This window comes from Pseudomonas retamae, from assembly GCF_043496865.1.
GTDB classification, from domain to species: Bacteria; Pseudomonadota; Gammaproteobacteria; order Pseudomonadales; family Pseudomonadaceae; genus Aquipseudomonas; species Aquipseudomonas retamae.
Window position 1 is genome coordinate 85,589 of record NZ_JBIEIL010000003.1, and the last position, 17,868, is coordinate 103,456.

Sequence of the window (17,868 nt, forward strand, 5' to 3'; positions counted from 1 at the left end):
GGAAAGGATCAATAGGCGCCATTGAAGCAGAGCCGTCAGAAAAACACCCGTCAAAAACACTAATGGCACAGTGCCTGCCCATAGACAAAAGCTTAGTCGAGCAGATCCAGTTGCAAGTGCTCGGCGACCGCTTCGGCGCTCGGTGCCTTGAGTTTCGGCACGCGGCCCAGGCACGGCGCGGGGATCCGCTCAGCCAGTGTCGCCAGATTTTCTTCCAGCCGCGAGGTCTTCGGATCAATGATGTTCGCCACCCACCCGGCCAGTTGCAGACCATCGCGGGCTATCGCCTCGGCCGTGAGCAAGGCATGGCTGATGCAACCCAACCGCACACCCACCACCAGAATCACCGGCAGCTTCAGCGCGATCGCCAGATCCGACAGATTATCCTGATCGGCCAACGGCACCCGCCAGCCGCCGGCACCTTCGATCAAGGTGAAATCGGCGTTCATCGCGAGGATCGCGCGCATCGGCGCCAGCAACGCTTGCACGGTCAACGCCACCCCCGCTTCGCGCGCCGCCAGATGCGGAGCGATAGCCGGTTCGAACGCCAGCGGATTGACCTGTTGATACGTCAGCGGCAGCGAACACTCGGCCAGCAGCGCCAGCGCATCGGCGTTGCGCAAACCCTTGGGCGTAACTTCGCACCCGGATGCCACCGGTTTGCCCGCCGCCGTACTCAAGCCCGCCAAGCGCGCCGCGTGCAGCAAACCGGCGGCTACAGTAGTTTTGCCAACATCGGTGTCGGTGCCGGTGATGAAATAGGCTGCGCTCATACGGGTTTCTCCAACACGGCGTAGACCACCTGATAAGTCGCCGGCAATCCCGACGCCTTGCGGAACCGCTCGTAAGCCTCGACCAGCGCAAGAATCCGCACGCGCCCGGTCAAGCCACCCGGCCGTCCCGGATTGAGATTGTGCGCGCCCAGCGCTTTCAACTCATGGGTCAGACTGCGCACATCCGGGTAATGCAGCACGTGCGGCAGATTCGCCAGACTCAGCGTGCGCAGGCCACTGGCCGCACACGCCTGCTCATAGCGAGCAAATTCGCGGAAGCGGTTGACATGCACCAGCCCGTCGACCTGTCGCCAACTCTCGCGCAGCTCGAACAGCGTCCCTGTGCAAAGACTAGCAAATGCAAAAATTCCGCCTGGTTTCAGTACGCGAAACGCCTCGCTGAGCACCGCCTCGAAATCCGCACACCACTGCACCGCGAGGCTGGAGAAGATCAGCTCACAGGTCGAGTCCTGCAACGGCAGGCGCTCCGCATCGCCGGCAATGAAATGCTCGGCGCCGCCCAGCGGCCGCGCGTGGTTGAGCATGCCTTGGGCAATATCCAGCGCCAGCCCTTGGCCTTCGGTAAAGCGTGAGCCCAGCGCGCGAGTGAAATAGCCGGTGCCACAGCCCAGATCCAGCCAACGAGCGGGGACGAAATCCAGCGGCAAGCGCGCCAGCAACTGTGTACCGACATCACGTTGCAGCTCGGCGACGCTGTCATAACTGGCCGCCGCGCGGGAAAAAGACGCGGCAACCTGACGCTTGTCGGGCAAGCCGCCCGGCAGCACAAGAGACAAATCAGTCATCAGCGCACTCGTGTAGAAAAGCCTGGATTGCGCCCGCCAGTCCGTGGGGGTCCTCCAGAAGAAACGCATGGCTGGCCTGTTCGATCAGGCCAATTTCGATATCCGGCAACAACGCAAACAACGCCCCGGCAGCTTCCGCGGGCACCAGACCGTCCTGGCCGGCGAACAGGTGCAACTGCGGACCGCGAAACGCCTGCAGCGCCGCGCGGATATCCAGCTGCGCGAGCAATTCCAGACCGGCCATCAATACTGCGGGCGAGGTGTTCGGTGCCGCGCCGAGCAGCAATCGGGACAAGCCACGCGCATCTTGTGCGCCTTGGGCACACAGCAGCGAAAAACGCTTGAGAGTCGCGCGCGGGTCGGCCTGGCAACCGGCCAGAAACGCATCGAACGTCTCGGCCGGCATCGCACTTGGCCACTGCTCATGGGCAACGAAACAGGGATTGCTCGCCAGCGTCAGCACACCGCAGCAATGCTCGCCACGGCGCGCCGCCAGTTCGGCGGCGAGCATGCCGCCCAGCGACCAGCCGCCGAGCCACACATCTTGAGGGATACGTTCATCGAGTTCATCGAGCCAGTCCTGCGGGTCACTGGAATCCAGCTCCGGCAACGGCTCGATGCTGACCGTCAGATGCTCGTCCAGCCCTTGCAATGCGGCCGCCAAAGGTTCCATTGGCGAGATGCCAAGGCCCCAGCCAGGCAACAGAATCAGACGATCACGCATGGTTTGGCTCCGACGAAAGCCGAGCAAAGCAATCGGCCAGTCCCTCTAACAATAGCTGCACCTGCGCCTCGCTGTGGGCGGCGGTCAGGGTCACGCGCAGCCGTGCGCTGCCGGCGGGCACGGTCGGCGGGCGGATCGCCGTGACCATCAACCCGCGCTCGCGCAGCATCTGCGACAGGCGCACTGCGCGTCCGGCATCGCCAATCAGGATCGGCTGGATCGGGGTAAAGCTGTCCATCAATTGCAGGCCGATCTGCTCGGCGCCGTGGCGGAACTGGCGGATCAACGCCTGCAGATGCTCGCGACGCCAGTGTTCGCTGCGCAGCAGTTCAAGGCTTTTCAGCGTCGCGCAGGCCAACGCCGGTGGCTGGCTGGTGGTGTAAATGTACGGGCGGGCGAACTGGATCAGGGTTTCGATCAGCTCTTCGCTGCCGGCGACAAATGCGCCAGCCGTGCCGAACGCCTTGCCGAGGGTGCCGACCAGCACCGGCACATCGTCCGGGCTCAGGCCGAAATGCTCGACGATGCCCGCGCCCGTGGCGCCGAGCGGGCCAAAACCATGGGCATCATCGACCATCAGCCAGGCACCTTTGGCCTTGGCTTCACGGGCCAGTGCCGGCAGATCGGCAATATCGCCGTCCATGCTGAACACGCCATCGGTGACCACCAGCGTATTGCCGGTGGCTTTCTCGAGACGCTTGGCCAAGCTCTGCGCGTCGTTATGCAGATAGCGATTGAACCGCGCACCGGACAACAGACCGGCATCCAGCAGCGAAGCATGATTGAGCCGGTCCTCGAGCACTGTATCGCCCTGCCCGACCAGCGCTGTGACAGCGCCGAGATTGGCCATGTAACCGGTGGTAAACAACAGCGCACGCGGCCGACCGGTCAGGTCCGCCAGCGCTTCTTCGAGCGCGTGATGCGGACCGCTATGGCCGATCACCAGATGCGAGGCACCACCGCCAACGCCCCAACGCTCGGCCCCGGCGCGCCAGGCTTCGATCACCTGCGGGTGATTGGCAAGGCCCAGGTAATCGTTGTTGCAGAAGGCCAGCAACGGATTGCCGTCGACCACCACTTGCGGCCCCTGCGGGGATTCAAGCAGCGGGCGCTGGCGGTAGAGGTTGTCGGCACGACGGGCGGCAAGGCGTGCGGCGAGATCGAAAGACATGCAGGCCTCGATTTTTCATATGACACAGATTCCCTGTGGGAGCGAGCCTGCTCGCGAAGGGGCCGTCAACTTCAGTATCAAAGGTGACTGACACGCCGCCTTCGCGAGCAGGCTCGCTCCCACAGGGTGTTGCATTGCTTCAAAGCGACTCCGCCGTTTTAGACGGCAGCGTTATAAAACTGCTCGCTGCTCTTCTGCTCCACCAACGCCTGTTCGATCGCCGCCTGATGCACTTCATCGGCATGCTCTTCGCGCGCTTCCGGCTGGATGCCCAAACGTGCGAACAACTGCATGTCCTTGTCCGCCTGCGGGTTGGCGGTGGTGAGCAACTTGTCGCCGTAGAAAATCGAGTTGGCACCCGCGAAAAACGCCAGCGCCTGCATCTGCTCGTTCATCGCTTCGCGGCCAGCGGACAGGCGTACGTGAGATTGCGGCATGAGGATGCGCGCCACGGCGAGCATGCGGATGAAGTCGAACGGATCGATATCTTCAGCATTTTCCAGCGGTGTGCCGGCGACCTTGACCAGCATGTTGATCGGCACCGATTCCGGATGCTCTGGCAGGTTGGCCAGTTGGATCAGCAGATTGGCGCGGTCATCCAGCGACTCGCCCATGCCGAGAATGCCGCCGGAGCAGATCTTCATGCCCGACTCACGCACGTAAGCCAGCGTCTGCAGACGCTCGCTGTAAGTGCGCGTGGTGATGATGCTGCCGTAGAACTCCGGCGAGGTGTCGAGGTTGTGGTTGTAGTAGTCGAGACCGGCCTTGGCCAGCGCTTCGGTCTGCTCCTGGTCCAGTCGGCCGAGGGTCATGCAGGTTTCCAGGCCCATGGCTTTGACGCCTTCAACCATTTTCAGCACGTAGGGCATGTCCTTGGCCGAAGGATGCTTCCACGCGGCCCCCATGCAGAAGCGCGTCGAGCCGATGGCTTTGGCGCGCGCCGCCTCTTCGAGGACTTTCTGCACTTCCATCAGCTTTTCTTTTTCAAGACCGGTGTTGTAGTGACCGGACTGCGGACAGTACTTGCAGTCTTCCGGGCAGGCGCCAGTCTTGATCGACAGCAGCGTCGAGACCTGAACGCGGTTGGCGTTGAAGTGCGCGCGGTGCACCGTTTGTGCCTGGAACAGCAAGTCGTTGAATGGCTGTACGAAGAGTGCTTTGACTTCGGCCAGAGACCAATCGTGACGCAGGGTGGCGGTGGTGCTCGCGCTCATGGGCAATTCCTTGGTTATGCTTGGCTGGCGCCGGGGAACGGAATACCCACAGGCGCTACACGGATGTTCGGCATATTTAAGGAAGTGTCATGCGCTGTCAACCACGATACGAAGGAGCGGTTTACATCTGTTTAAAAAACGTACAGACCTGCTTGTTGTGTGATGAGCCCGCAGAAGCAGAAATGCCCATCTGCGTGGCCTGCGAAACCGAGTTGCCCTGGCTCGGCAGCCATTGCCAGCGCTGCGCTTTACCCTTGATTGCCGACGGTCTGACGTGCGGAGCATGCCTGCTAGAGCCTCCGGCCTTTGCGCAGGTCGTTGCGCCTTGGGTGTATGGCTTCCCGGTGGACGCTCTGGTAACGCGCTTTAAACACAACTCGAAATGGCCGTTTGGCCACCTGCTCGCCGACGTACTCGGACAATACCTGCAACATCGCTTCGATGAAGATTTGCCAAGGCCCGACGCGTTGGTGCCGGTGCCACTGGCGCGTAAACGCTTGCGTCAACGCGGGTTCAACCAGGCGACCATGCTCGCGCGGTGGCTGGGCAAGTCGCTGAATCTGCCTTGCGATGAACAGATCTTGCGTCGCGTCAAAGAGACCGATGCGCAGCAGGCTCTCGACGCCAATGCGCGCAAACACAATTTGCGCAACGCCTTCGATCTGGCGCCAAACGCAGCGGTAAACGGCCGGCATTTCGCGCTGATCGATGACGTGCTGACTACTGGCGCCACCGCCCAGGCGCTGGCCCGGTTATTGATAAACGCCGGGGCCACGCGGGTCGATGTGTATTGTCTCGCGCGCACGCCAAAACCGGGCTCTTGAGCCCCCCACCAGTGGGAGCGAGCCTGCTCGCGAAAGCGTCGGCACATCCAACACAGCTGTCGGCTGACACACCGCCTTCGCGAGCAGGCTCGCTCCCACAGGGTTCTATGTGTGGCTTGACTCAAACGTTCCAAGCCGCCAATTTCTGTCTACATCACCCGACCAAGCATTCTCAAATGTCCCTACCCACCCTCCTCTCCCAACACATCGTGCGCCGTCCGCAGCGCATCGCCCTGTTGCAACACATCGCCGAGCAGGGCTCGATCACCCGCGCGGCGAAAAGCGCGGGCCTGAGTTACAAGGCGGCGTGGGACGCCATCGATGAGCTGAACAACCTGGCGCACAAACCACTGGTCGAACGGGTTATCGGCGGCAAGGGCGGTGGCGGTGCCAAACTGTCCAGCGAAGGCGAACGGGTGTTGCGCCTCTATCAAAAGCTGCAGGCCCTGCAGGCGCAAGTGCTCGAAGCCGCCGAAGACGCCAGTGATCTGGACCTGCTCGGGCGCCTGATGCTCAGAACCAGCGCGCGCAATCAGTTGCACGGCAAGGTGGTAGCGATCGGCAGTCAGGGCCGCAACGACCTGATCCGCCTCGAACTGGCCGAAGGCCTGTGCCTGGATGCGCAAATCACTCACGACAGCACCCTGCACCTGGAGCTGCAGATCGGCACGCCAGTGGTCGCGCTGATCAAGGCTGGCTGGCTGGAATTGCTCGGGCGCGAGCAAGGCGCAACGCCGGGACACAATTTGCTCGACGGCATCATCGAGGCGATTCTCGATGCCGAAGACGGCCCCAGCGAAGTGCGCATTTCTTTGCCCAACGGCCACACCCTTTGCGCGCTGGCCGATTCGCTGGAGTTGCGCGAGCGCGGCTTGGGCGTCGGCCAGCCGGTGCGCGTGCAGTTTTCGCCGACCAACGTGCTGATCGGCACGCCGCTCTGATCGGGCGTTGCCACGAAAGCGTCATCGTTGCTCATTAAGGTGGCTGCCAAAACCATGCAGGGAGCCTGAGATGAGCCTGTTAGAAGAAAACCAATCCACCGATCTGGAAAAAATGGTCGGCCTCAGCCGTCGCGGTTTCATCAGCGCCGGTGCGTTGTGCGGTGCCGCGATGTTTCTGGGCGGCAACCTGCTGAGCCGCAGCGTGATGGCGGCCAGTGTCAGCGCCGGCAACAGCCGTCTGCTCGGTTTTGAAAGCATTCCCGCCGCAACCAGCGACGCGATCAGCCTGCCCAAAGGCTACAAGTCTTCGGTGCTGATCAGTTGGGGCCAGCCACTGCACAAGAACGGCCCGGCCTTCGACCCGAGCGGCAACGGCACCGCAGCCGCACAGGAAGTGCAGTTTGGCGACAACAACGACGGCATGAGCCTGTTCGCCTTCCCGGATGACCGCAACCGCGCGTTGATGGCGATCAACAACGAATACACCAACTACCGCTACCTCTACCCGCACGGCGGCATGCCGCAGTCGGCTGAAGACGTGCGCAAGGCGCTGGCCTGTGAAGGCGTCTCGGTGATCGAGGTGCAGCGCAAGAACGGCCAATGGCAGTTCGTCCAGGGCTCACGCTACAACCGGCGCATCCACGGCAATTCGCCGCTGCGCATCAGCGGTCCGGCGGCCGGTCATGACTTGATGAAAACCGCCGCCGACAAGCACGGCAAGAAAGTCCTCGGCACGTTCCAGAACTGCGCCAACGGCAAAACGCCGTGGGGCACCTACCTGACCTGCGAAGAAAACTTCACCGACTGTTTTGGCAGCAGCAATGCCCAGCAGCAATTCGACGCCGCGCAAAAACGCTACGGCGTAACGGCCGCCAGCCGCGAGATCAACTGGCACCCGTACGATCCGCGTTTCGACATGGCCAAGAACCCGAATGAGCTGAACCGTCACGGCTGGGTGGTCGAGATCGATCCGTTCGATCCGCAATCGACCCCGGTCAAGCGCACCGCACTGGGTCGTTTCAAACACGAAAACGCCGCGCTGGCCGAGACCGACGACGGCCGCGCCGTGGTGTACATGGGCGACGACGAGCGTGGCGAGTTCATCTACAAATTCGTCAGCCGTGACCGCATCAACCACCGCAATGCCAAAGCCAACCGTGACATCCTCGATCACGGCACCCTGTACGTGGCCAAATTCGATGCCGGTGACGGCAACCCTGATCATCCGAAAGGCCAGGGCCAGTGGATCGAACTGACCCACGGCAAGAACGGCATCGACGCCAGCAGCGGTTTCGCCGATCAGGCCGAAGTGCTGATTCATGCACGCCTGGCGGCCAGCGTCGTCGGCGCGACACGCATGGATCGCCCGGAGTGGATTGTCGTCAGCCCCAAGGATGGCCAGGTCTATTGCACCCTGACCAACAACGCCAAACGTGGCGAGGACGGCCAACCAGTGGGCGGCCCGAACCCGCGCGAGAAGAACGTCTACGGGCAGATTCTGCGCTGGCGCACCGACCGCGACGATCACGCCTCGAAGACCTTTGCCTGGGATCTGTTCGTGGTCGCTGGCAACCCCGGCGTGCATGCCGGGACGCCGAAGGGCGGCTCGTCGAACATTACCCCGCAGAACATGTTCAACAGCCCGGATGGCCTGGGTTTCGACAAGGCCGGCCGCCTGTGGATTCTCACCGACGGCGATTCGAGCAATGCCGGCGACTTCGCCGGGATGGGCAACAACCAGATGCTCTGCGCCGATCCGAAAACCGGTGAGATTCGCCGGTTCATGGTCGGGCCGGTAGGTTGCGAGGTGACCGGGATCAGCTTCTCGCCAGATCAGAAAACCCTGTTTGTCGGGATCCAGCATCCGGGCGAAAACGGCGGTTCGACCTTCCCCGAGCATCTGCCCAATGGCAAGCCACGGTCGTCGGTGATGGCGATTACCTGTGAGGATGGCGGGATCGTCGGCGCCTGAAAAACCCTCATCGCTGGCAAGCCAGCTCCCACAAGGTCTTGCGCAAAACCTGTGGGAGCTGGCTTGCCAGCGATGGCATTAGCAAGGACACCAACCAACTTCCCCGCCGCCATCTGCGCTACCATGCCGGGCCGGACGCGGCAGCCTGCTGCGCGCAGGAGTCAGCATGGCCCACCCGTTTGAAACCCTCACACCTGATCTCGTCCTCGATGCTGTCGAAAGCATCGGTTTTCTCAGCGATGCACGCATTCTGGCGCTCAACAGCTATGAAAACCGTGTCTATCAGGTCGGCATCGAAGACTCCGAGCCGCTGATCGCCAAGTTCTACCGTCCGCAGCGCTGGACCAACGAAGCCATCCTCGAAGAACACCAGTTCACCTTTGAATTGGCCAACGTAGACATCCCTGTAGTCGCGCCGCTGGTTCACAACGGCGCAACCCTGCACGAGCACGCCGGTTTCCGCTTCACTCTGTTTCCGCGTCGCGGCGGCCGCGCGCCGGAGCCGGGCAACCTTGATCAGCTGTATCGCCTCGGCCAGTTGCTTGGGCGGATACACGCGGTCGGCGCGACCAAACCGTTCGAACACCGCGAAGCCCTCGCCGTGCAGAACTTTGGTCACGCCTCGCTGAACACCCTGCTCGAAGGCAACTTCATTCCGAAAAGCCTGCTGCCGGCTTATGAGTCCGTCGCTCGCGACCTGCTCAAGCGCGTCGAAGATGCCTATGCCAATACCCCGCACCAGAACATCCGCATGCACGGCGACTGCCACCCCGGCAACATGATGTGCCGCGACGAGATGTTTCACATCGTCGACCTCGACGACTGCCGCATGGGCCCGGCGGTGCAGGACATCTGGATGATGCTCGCCGGTGATCGTCAGGACTGTCTGGGACAGTTGTCGGAACTGATGGACGGCTACAACGAGTTCCACGATTTCGACCCGCGTGAACTGGCGTTGATCGAACCGCTGCGTGCCCTGCGGTTGATGCATTACAGCGCCTGGTTGGCGCGACGCTGGGACGATCCGGCGTTTCCGCACAGCTTCCCGTGGTTCGGCACCGAGCGTTATTGGGGCGATCAGGTACTGGCGCTGCGCGAGCAACTGGCGGCGCTGAATGAAGAACCGCTGAAGCTCTTCTGATTCACCAATATTCTTGTGGGAGCGAGCCTGCTCGCGAGTACGGACTGACATTCAACACTGATGTCGATTGAAATGACGCCTTCGCGAGCAGGCTCCCACAATTGTCCGCCGTTCACAATTTCCCGACCATTGCGGTACGGCATTCGTAGACAAATCTCCTTACAATCCCTCCTTTGTCAGCTGCCAAAGCAAGGATCCTGCATGCAAGCCGCCAACCCGCGTCGCGGGTACATTCTGGGCCTGAGTGCCTACATCATCTGGGGCCTGTTCCCGATCTATTTCAAAGCCATCGCCGAAGTGCCAGCGGTCGAGATCATCATCCATCGAGTGTTGTGGTCGGCGCTGTTCGGCGCGCAGCTGCTGATGGTGTGGAAACACCCGGGCTGGCTGCGCGAATTGCTCGACAACCCCAAGCGTCTGGCGATTCTGGCCTTGAGCGGCACGCTGATCGCAGCCAACTGGCTGACTTATGTGTGGTCGGTGAATAACGGGCGCATGCTCGAGGCGAGCCTGGGTTATTACATCAACCCGTTGATCAACGTATTGCTTGGTATGGTGATCCTCGGTGAGCGGCTGCGGCGCATGCAGTGGCTGGCGGTGGGGCTCGCCGCGGTTGGCGTGGCGCAGCAGGTCTGGCAGGTCGGCAGTCTGCCGTGGGTGTCGCTGGCGCTGGCGTTGACCTTCGGTTTCTACGGCCTGATTCGCAAACAGGCACCTGTGAAAGCCTTGCCGGGGCTGGTGGTGGAAACCTGGATGCTGGTGCCGATTGCGATTGCGTGGTTGCTGTTCAACCAGACCGCGACTAGCGTACAACCGGAATTCTGGACTACTTCCCAAGCCTGGTGGCTGGTGGCCGCCGGCCCGGTGACGCTGGTGCCGCTGGTGTGTTTCAACGCCGCAACCCGGCATCTGCCCTACACCACCATCGGCTTCCTGCAATACATCGCGCCGACCCTGGTGTTGTTGCAAGCCGTGCTGTTGTTTGGAGAGCACTTGTCATCGAGCACGCTGGTCGCGTTCATCTTCATTTGGGCGGGCCTGGCGGTGTACAGCGTCGATGCGTGGATAAGTTTGCGCCGGCGCAGCTGATCAAAAAACGCAAAAACCTCTACAGGCCATGGTTCTCGTGGCCTGTATCGTTCCTTCCCAAGGTTATCCACAGCGTGATCCCCGCCGTTTGTGCGCAAGTTACTGAATACTGGCGGTTTTTTGATCAATCACCGCGAAGCCACGGCGGACGTGGCGTGGCGCTCGGTCTCTACAGGTTATCCACAGGCAGGTGCACGTTTAAACTGGATAACCCGCACGGCTCAAACGTCGGTGCGTAACACCAGTTCGACCATCAAATCATCGGCCAGGGTTTCCAGGCGCGCCTGCAATACATCCAGCGACAGCGTCAACGGCACGGCCAGAATCGCTTCGGCGTGAAACAGCGGCTCGCTGCTCATCGGCGCCGGACGCACTTCGGTGACCAGCCTTTCGAGATTGACGCCCTGCTCGCTCAACAGCCGGGTGATGTCGCGGACGATGCCGGGGCGGTCATTGCCGACCAGCTCCATGGCGATCGGCTTCCAGGTACAGGATTGCTCGATGCCGCTTTCGGCAACCAGTACACGAATACCGTGCGCCGTCAGTGCTTGTAAGGCATCAACCAATTCATCGTAAGCCTCTGCCGGTACGCCCACGCGCAGGATCCCGGCGAACTGCCCGGCCATCCGTGACATGCGGCTTTCCAGCCAGTTGCCGCCGTGCTCGGCGATGCATTGGGCGATGCGCTCGACCTGTCCGGGCTTGTCCGGGGCGAAAACGGTGAGTACGAGATGGTCCATGGCGCAGCCCTCTGTGCATGACTTTTGTTATCGAAGGGCAAGTATAGGCAAGGGCTTGTCTTGCGTTGGATGGACTGGCGCTTTCGCGAGCAGGCTCGCTCCCACAGGGGATCGCATTGCCAATGTGGGAGCGAGCCTGCTCGCGAACAGCCGCACCAGCGACATATCCGAGCAAAGAAATCGTGTACAACTTTTGATATTTAACTGGAACAATCCAATGCTTTTTTGAGAACATCCCGTTCCGCGACGTGACCGCAATGCGTCATGAGGTCGCAGAACGACGTAATTAGTCTGATTTTCACAAGCGCAAGTCATCATGTAGTATGCCGCAGCGCGCACTACATAACGCCGGATCGATGTCCGCCCAGGCCTGTTCGCAACCCTGAAAGCCCCGTCAGCAAGGCCCTCAAGCCGTTGATTGGTCCTAGCCCAGCCGCCAGCAATGGCATGTACTGGTCGGCAGGTTTGTGGTTTAAATGGCCAGAGGCTTCATTGTTTAAATTGAAGAGCTGAAAAGCGAAATAGCTGAGCAGAGTGAGGCAAGCAATGACTGAACACGTTCAAGTCGGTGGCCTGCAGGTCGCCAAAGTCCTGTTCGACTTCGTGAACAACGAAGCCATTCCCGGTACCGGCCTCACCGCCGAACAATTCTGGGAAGGTGCTGACAAGGTCATTCACGACCTGGCACCGAAGAACAAAGCCCTACTCGCCAAACGCGATGACTTCCAGGCACGCATCGATGCCTGGCATCAGCAGCACGCAGGTCAGGCGCACGACGCCGTGGCCTACAAAGCTTTCCTGCAAGAGATCGGTTATCTGCTGCCAGAAGCGGCTGATTTCCAGGCCACGACGCAAAACGTCGATGACGAAATCGCCCGCACCGCCGGCCCGCAACTTGTTGTACCGGTGATGAACGCGCGCTTCGCGCTCAATGCCTCGAATGCCCGCTGGGGTTCGCTGTACGACGCCCTCTACGGCACCGACGCAATCAGCGAAGAAGGTGGCGCGGAAAAAGGCAAAGGCTACAACAAGGTGCGTGGCGACAAAGTCATCGCCTTCGCCCGCGCGTTCCTCGACGAAGCCGCGCCACTGGCCGCCGGCTCCCACGTTGATTCGACCGGCTACACAATCGCTGACGGCAAACTGCTCGTTACCTTGAAGGGCGGCAGCACCAGCGGCCTGCGCGACGACGCTCAGTTGATCGGTTTCCAGGGCGACGCCAATGCGCCAATCGCGATTCTGCTGAAACACAATGGCCTGCACTTCGAAATCCAGATCGACGCCAGCACCCCGGTCGGCCAGACCGATGCCGCCGGCGTCAAAGACATCCTGATGGAAGCGGCGCTGACCACCATCATGGACTGCGAAGACTCCGTGGCCGCCGTCGATGCCGACGACAAAGTGGTTATCTACCGCAACTGGCTCGGCCTGATGAAGGGCGACCTGGCGGAATCGGTGTCCAAGGGTGGCCAGACGTTCACCCGCACCATGAACCCGGATCGCACCTACACCGCACCGAACGGCGGGGAAGTGACTCTGCACGGGCGTTCGCTGTTGTTCGTGCGCAACGTTGGTCACCTGATGACCATCGACGCGATCCTCGACAAAGACGGTAACGAAGTGCCGGAAGGCATTCTCGACGGTCTGGTCACTTGCCTGGCGGCGATGCACAACCTCAACGGCAATACGTCGCGGCGCAATACGCGCACCGGGTCGGTGTACATCGTCAAACCGAAGATGCACGGCCCGGAAGAAGCGGCGTTCACCAACGAGCTGTTCGGTCGCATCGAAGACGTGCTGGGCCTGCAACGCAACACGCTGAAAGTCGGGATCATGGACGAGGAGCGCCGCACCACGGTCAACCTCAAGGCTTGCATCAAGGCCGCCAGCGAGCGCGTGGTATTCATCAACACCGGTTTCCTCGACCGCACCGGCGACGAAATCCACACCTCCATGGAAGCTGGCCCGGTAGTACGCAAGGCCGACATGAAGGCCGAGAAGTGGATCGGCGCCTACGAAAACTGGAACGTCGATATCGGTCTGAGCACCGGCCTGCAAGGTCGTGCGCAGATCGGCAAAGGCATGTGGGCCATGCCCGACCTGATGGCGGCGATGCTCGAACAGAAAATCGCCCACCCGCTGGCCGGTGCCAACACCGCTTGGGTGCCATCGCCGACTGCTGCTGCGCTGCACGCGTTGCATTACCACAAGGTCGACGTGTTCGCCCGCCAGGCCGAACTGGCCAAACGTGCCCGCGCTTCGGTGGACGACATCCTGACCATTCCGCTGGCGGTCAAGCCGAACTGGACGCCGGAGCAGATCAAGAACGAACTGGACAACAACGCCCAGGGCATTCTCGGTTACGTGGTGCGCTGGATCGACCAGGGTGTCGGCTGCTCGAAAGTGCCGGACATCAATGACGTCGGCCTGATGGAAGACCGTGCGACGCTGCGCATCTCCAGCCAGCACATCGCCAACTGGCTGCGCCACGGTATCGTCAGCCAAGAGCAAGTGATGGAAAGCCTCAAGCGCATGGCGCCCGTGGTCGACCGGCAGAACGCCAACGACCCGCTGTACCGTCCGCTGGCCCCGGATTTCGACAGCAACATCGCCTTCCAGGCGGCGGTCGAACTGGTGATCGAAGGCACCAAGCAGCCGAACGGTTATACCGAGCCGGTGCTGCACCGTCGTCGTCGTGAGTTCAAGGCTGCGAATGGTTTGTAAGTTGCGCTGATGCTGGAAATTAAAAAGGCCCTGATCGAGAGATCAGGGCCTTTTTGTTTATTTGATCGGCGAAGGTTTAGCGTCAACGGCAAGATCGCTACCCTCACCCCAGCCCTCTCCCGGAGGGAGAGGGAGCCGACCGAGGTGTGTATTGGATTCTGATCGTTCCCACGCTCCCGCGTGGGAATGCAGCCCGGGACGCTCCGCGTCCCATAACAGCGGACGCGGAGCGTCCATTGACGCATTCCTTTGCTGCGCTTGCGAACGATCTCTGATCCTCAAATATTCAGGGCTCAATGCCCAATTCATGCTTCACCAACCCCAACAACTTCTCCGTATCAATCGGCTTGAGCAGAAAATCCACCACGCTCAAATGCATCGCTTCGATCGCGTCCTTCACATCGGCATCGCCGGAAACAATGATGATCGGCATCGCCGCCCGCACCGACTCACGCACCTGGCGAATCAGCTCCAGGCCATCGACATTGCCCATGCGCAGATCGGTAATCACCAACCCGATCGAAGGCCTCTCTTCAAGCATCTTCAGCGCGGTTTCACCACTGGCCGCCGTCAGGCAGCGGATGCCATCGAGCGCAAGAATCTCCGACAGCAGCTCGCGAGCGTCCTTGTCGTCATCGACGATCAATACGCGCTGCGGTGGCAGATCAGGTTCGAGCATCACTGCGCTGAGCGCTTCACGCTCGGCATCGCTCAAAATATCGTGGTCGGACATGGCGCTCTCTAAGTATTCGAATCAATCACCTGGCACAGTCGTCTGACATCGCCCGGCAGCGCTTCAATGTGCACTTCGTCGGATTTTTTTCCAAGAGGCTGAACAGGGTAATTTCCGACTGTTTGCGTAGGGCATCTCCGAAACCATGCCGATGATGGCAAAACCTAGACTTACGTCCAATGGGCACCCCGCGCGCAGGGGTCGACCATGGCCGCAACGATCCGACAACAACAATTCGAAAAAGACTGCGGTAATGGTTATGAGTAAAGCGGACGCCTTCACCCAGGCAGGGAAAACCGCGGTTTTGCAGAACATTCAGGGCACCCTGCAATTCCTCCAGCGCTTCCCGCCCTTCAATCAGATGGAACACGCCCACCTCGCCTATCTGGTCGAGCAATGTCAGCTGCGGTTTTACGCCCAGGGCGAGAGCATCATCAAGCCCGCCGACGGCCCGGTCGAACATTTCCATATCGTCAAACAGGGCCGGGTCGTCGGCGAACGCCCGCACACCGCCAAGGGCGGCACCGAAACCACTTTCGAGATCACCACCGGCGAATGCTTTCCGCTGGCGGCGCTGTTGGGCGAGCGGGCCACGCGCACCGAGCACCTGGCCGGCGAAGACACCTTCTGCCTGCAATTGAACAAACTGGCATTCATCAAACTGTTCGCTCTCTCCAACCCGTTTCGCGATTTCGCCTTGCGCGGTGTCAGCAGCCTGCTCGATCAGGTCAATCAGCAAGTGCAACAGAAAGCCGTGGAAACCCTCGGCACCCAATATTCGCTGAACACGCGTCTGGGCGAACTGGCGATGCGGCATCCAGTGACGTGCGCGCCCGACGCGCCGCTGCGCGAAGCGGTGAAGCTGATGCACGAGCAGCAGGTCGGCAGCATCGTCGTGGTCGATCAACACAAGGCGCCGCTGGGAATTTTTACCTTGCGCGATCTGCGCTATGTGGTGGCCGAAGGCATCGGTGATTTCAACGAGGCCATCGAGCGCCACATGACCCGCGCACCGTTTTATCTGTCGCCGGATCACAGTGCATTCGACGCGGCAATTGCCATGACCGAACGGCACATCGCGCACGTCTGCCTGGTCAAGGATCAGCGCTTGTGCGGCGTGGTCTCCGAGCGCGATCTGTTCTCGCTGCAACGGGTCGATCTGGTGCATCTGGCGCGGACCATCCGCAGCGCCCAGCGCGTCGAACAACTGGTCAGCCTGCGCGGCGAGATCGGCCAACTGGTCGAGCGCATGCTTGCTCACGGCGCCTCCTCGACGCAGATCACCCACATCATCACCCTGCTCAACGATCACACCGTGTGCCGGGTGATCGAACTGACGCTCGCGGAAAAAGGCGACCCCGGCGTGCCGTTCAGCTGGTTGTGTTTCGGCAGTGAAGGCCGCCGCGAACAGACCCTGCACACCGATCAGGACAACGGCATTCTGTTCGACGCCCGCGATGCTGCACATGCGGCGGAGATTCGCGGCAGGCTGCTGCCGATCGCTCAACAGATCAACCACAGCCTGGCGCAATGCGGTTTCACCCTGTGCAAAGGCAATGTCATGGCCGGCAATCCCGAGCTGTGTCTGTCGCGGGCGGAGTGGGCGCGGCGTTTCGCGGCGTTCATTCGTGAAGCAACGCCGGAGAACCTGCTCGGCTCGAGCATCTATTTTGATCTGCGCGTGGTCTGGGGCGATGAGAAAAGCTGCGAGCAATTGCGCCGCGGGATTCTCGAACAGGTCGGCGACAACCGCTTGTTCCAGCGCATGATGGCCGAGAACGCCCTGCGCAATCGGCCGCCGGTCGGACGCTTCCGCGAGTTTGTGCTGGCGCGCAAGAACGGCGAAAAAGCCACGCTGGATCTGAAGATTCAGGGTCTCACGCCGTTCGTCGATGGCGCGCGCCTGCTGGCGCTGGCCAACGGCATCGACGCCAACAACACTCTCGAACGCTTCCGCCAATTGGTGGTGAAAGAAGTCATCGACCCCCTCGACGGCGCGGCGTATGAAGAGGCGTATCACTTCATTCAGCAAACGCGCATGCAACAGCATCAACTGCAGACTCGGGAAAATCTGCCGTACTCCAACCGCGTCGACCCGGACAGCCTCAACCATCTCGACCGGCGTATCCTGCGTGAATCCCTGCGTCAGGCCCAGCGCCTGCAAAGCAGCCTGACCTTGCGGTATCAGCTATGAGCCTGTTCTCGTGGCTGCGTCCGGCCGGGCCGTCGGTGTCGGCGCAGGTGCAACAACGCCTCGCGCAACTGCCAGTGATCACCGAGCTGAGCGAAGGCACGCTGCGTGAACAGCGCTGGGTGGTGCTGGATCTGGAAACCACCGGGCTCAATCTGAACAAGGATCGCGTGTTATCCATTGGTGCCGTGGTCATCGAAGACGGCGCGATCGATTTCGCCCAGCAGTTCGAACGCACGCTGCAATGTCGCGAACTAAAGCTCAGCCCCAGCGTGTTGATCCACGGTCTGGCGCCGAGCGCGATTGCCGCCGGCAGCGATCCGGCCGAGGCGTTGCTGGAACTGATGGAGTTTATCGGCGACAGCCCGGTGCTGGCGTTTCATGCGCCGTTCGATCAGCACATGCTCGGGCGTGCCTTGAAGGAGCATCTGGGGCACAAACTCCAGCATGTGTTTCTCGACGTGGCCGATATTGCCCCGCTGGTTTGCCCGCAGGCACAGATTCGCGAGGCCGGGCTGGATGACTGGATCGAGTGGTTCAAGCTTGAGGTGTTCGAACGACACAACGCCAGTGCCGATGCGTTGGCGACAGCGGAACTGGCGTTGATCCTGTTCAGCCGCGCGCGGACGCAGCAGATTCACAGCCCGCGCAATTTGCAGCAGCGCTTGAGTCAGTGGAAGCGGCGGCAGCAGGTGCCCTCCTTTTAACCTTTCGGCGCCTGCCCAGTCCCCTTCGCGAGCAGGCTCGCTCCCACAGGGAAGCGCATTCCAATGTGGGAGCGAGCCTGCTCGCGAAGAACGATAACGCGATTTTCCAGACCTCACC

General features: G+C 61.2%; 15 protein-coding genes. 8 read left to right on the forward strand and 7 right to left on the reverse strand.

Annotation, left to right across the window (positions count from 1 at the left end):
- Positions 1 to 92: 92 nt before the first annotated feature.
- From bioD to bioB, 5 genes are all read right to left on the reverse strand, one after another.
- Complete coding sequence (gene bioD / locus ACGSLL_RS05535) at positions 93 to 773, reverse strand: dethiobiotin synthase (protein ID WP_394503944.1); 681 nt, start codon at positions 771 to 773, stop codon at positions 93 to 95.
- Positions 770 to 1,579 carry a malonyl-ACP O-methyltransferase BioC gene (gene bioC / locus ACGSLL_RS05540; RefSeq protein ID WP_394503946.1) on the reverse strand — a complete coding sequence of 270 codons (810 nt, stop codon included), beginning with the start codon at positions 1,577 to 1,579 and terminating at the stop codon, positions 770 to 772. Before bioC ends, bioD begins: the two co-directional genes overlap by 4 nt.
- Positions 1,572 to 2,303 (reverse strand): alpha/beta fold hydrolase, encoded by a 732-nt coding sequence (locus ACGSLL_RS05545; protein ID WP_394503948.1) that lies wholly within the window; start codon positions 2,301 to 2,303, stop codon positions 1,572 to 1,574. Before ACGSLL_RS05545 ends, bioC begins: the two co-directional genes overlap by 8 nt.
- On the reverse strand, positions 2,296 to 3,474 hold the full coding sequence (bioF, locus tag ACGSLL_RS05550; protein ID WP_394503950.1) for an 8-amino-7-oxononanoate synthase: 1,179 nt from the start codon (positions 3,472 to 3,474) through the stop codon (positions 2,296 to 2,298). The genes ACGSLL_RS05545 and bioF overlap by 8 nt, the downstream gene beginning before the upstream one ends.
- A 158-nt stretch (positions 3,475 to 3,632) precedes the next feature.
- Positions 3,633 to 4,688: a biotin synthase BioB gene (gene bioB / locus ACGSLL_RS05555; RefSeq protein ID WP_090286921.1), complete on the reverse strand. Its 1,056-nt coding sequence runs from the start codon at positions 4,686 to 4,688 to the stop codon at positions 3,633 to 3,635.
- 89 nt (positions 4,689 to 4,777) lie between these two features.
- Between bioB and ACGSLL_RS05560 the strand changes: the two genes are divergently transcribed.
- The 5 genes from ACGSLL_RS05560 (at position 4,778) to rarD (ending at position 10,655) form a co-directional block, all read left to right on the forward strand.
- Positions 4,778 to 5,512, forward strand: coding sequence for a ComF family protein (locus ACGSLL_RS05560; RefSeq protein WP_394503953.1), 735 nt, complete (start codon positions 4,778 to 4,780; stop codon positions 5,510 to 5,512).
- A gap of 176 nt (positions 5,513 to 5,688) precedes the next feature.
- A complete protein-coding gene (locus ACGSLL_RS05565) occupies positions 5,689 to 6,453 on the forward strand; it encodes a TOBE domain-containing protein (protein ID WP_394503955.1) in 765 nt (254 codons plus the stop codon).
- A gap of 70 nt (positions 6,454 to 6,523) precedes the next feature.
- Positions 6,524 to 8,425 (forward strand): PhoX family protein, encoded by a 1,902-nt coding sequence (locus ACGSLL_RS05570; protein ID WP_394503957.1) that lies wholly within the window; start codon positions 6,524 to 6,526, stop codon positions 8,423 to 8,425.
- Positions 8,426 to 8,591: 166 nt separating this feature from the next.
- Positions 8,592 to 9,566: a serine/threonine protein kinase gene (locus ACGSLL_RS05575; protein ID WP_208939500.1), complete on the forward strand. Its 975-nt coding sequence runs from the start codon at positions 8,592 to 8,594 to the stop codon at positions 9,564 to 9,566.
- Positions 9,567 to 9,767: 201 nt separating this feature from the next.
- The gene (rarD, locus tag ACGSLL_RS05580) at positions 9,768 to 10,655 is read left to right on the forward strand and encodes an EamA family transporter RarD (RefSeq protein WP_394503960.1); all 888 of its coding nucleotides are present in this window, start codon (positions 9,768 to 9,770) and stop codon (positions 10,653 to 10,655) included.
- Between the two features lie 221 nt (positions 10,656 to 10,876).
- Here the strand turns inward: rarD and ACGSLL_RS05585 are convergent, their stop codons facing one another.
- Positions 10,877 to 11,395 (reverse strand): glycine cleavage system transcriptional repressor, encoded by a 519-nt coding sequence (locus ACGSLL_RS05585; RefSeq protein ID WP_394503962.1) that lies wholly within the window; start codon positions 11,393 to 11,395, stop codon positions 10,877 to 10,879.
- Positions 11,396 to 11,941: 546 nt separating this feature from the next.
- Here ACGSLL_RS05585 and ACGSLL_RS05590 point away from each other — a divergent pair.
- Positions 11,942 to 14,119, forward strand: a complete 2,178-nt coding sequence (locus tag ACGSLL_RS05590; RefSeq protein ID WP_394503964.1) for a malate synthase G — start codon at positions 11,942 to 11,944, stop codon at positions 14,117 to 14,119.
- A gap of 286 nt (positions 14,120 to 14,405) precedes the next feature.
- On the opposite strand, the gene ACGSLL_RS05595 is transcribed toward ACGSLL_RS05590, so the two are convergent.
- Positions 14,406 to 14,852 (reverse strand): response regulator, encoded by a 447-nt coding sequence (locus ACGSLL_RS05595; protein WP_394503967.1) that lies wholly within the window; start codon positions 14,850 to 14,852, stop codon positions 14,406 to 14,408.
- 253 nt (positions 14,853 to 15,105) lie between these two features.
- Here ACGSLL_RS05595 and ACGSLL_RS05600 point away from each other — a divergent pair, with 253 nt between their 5' ends.
- The gene (locus ACGSLL_RS05600) at positions 15,106 to 17,046 is read left to right on the forward strand and encodes a DUF294 nucleotidyltransferase-like domain-containing protein (RefSeq protein WP_394503969.1); all 1,941 of its coding nucleotides are present in this window, start codon (positions 15,106 to 15,108) and stop codon (positions 17,044 to 17,046) included.
- Entirely contained in the window at positions 17,043 to 17,750 is a 708-nt protein-coding gene (locus ACGSLL_RS05605) for a 3'-5' exonuclease (RefSeq protein WP_394503971.1), read from the forward strand. The genes ACGSLL_RS05600 and ACGSLL_RS05605 overlap by 4 nt, the downstream gene beginning before the upstream one ends.
- The last annotated feature ends 118 nt before the right edge of the window (positions 17,751 to 17,868 follow it).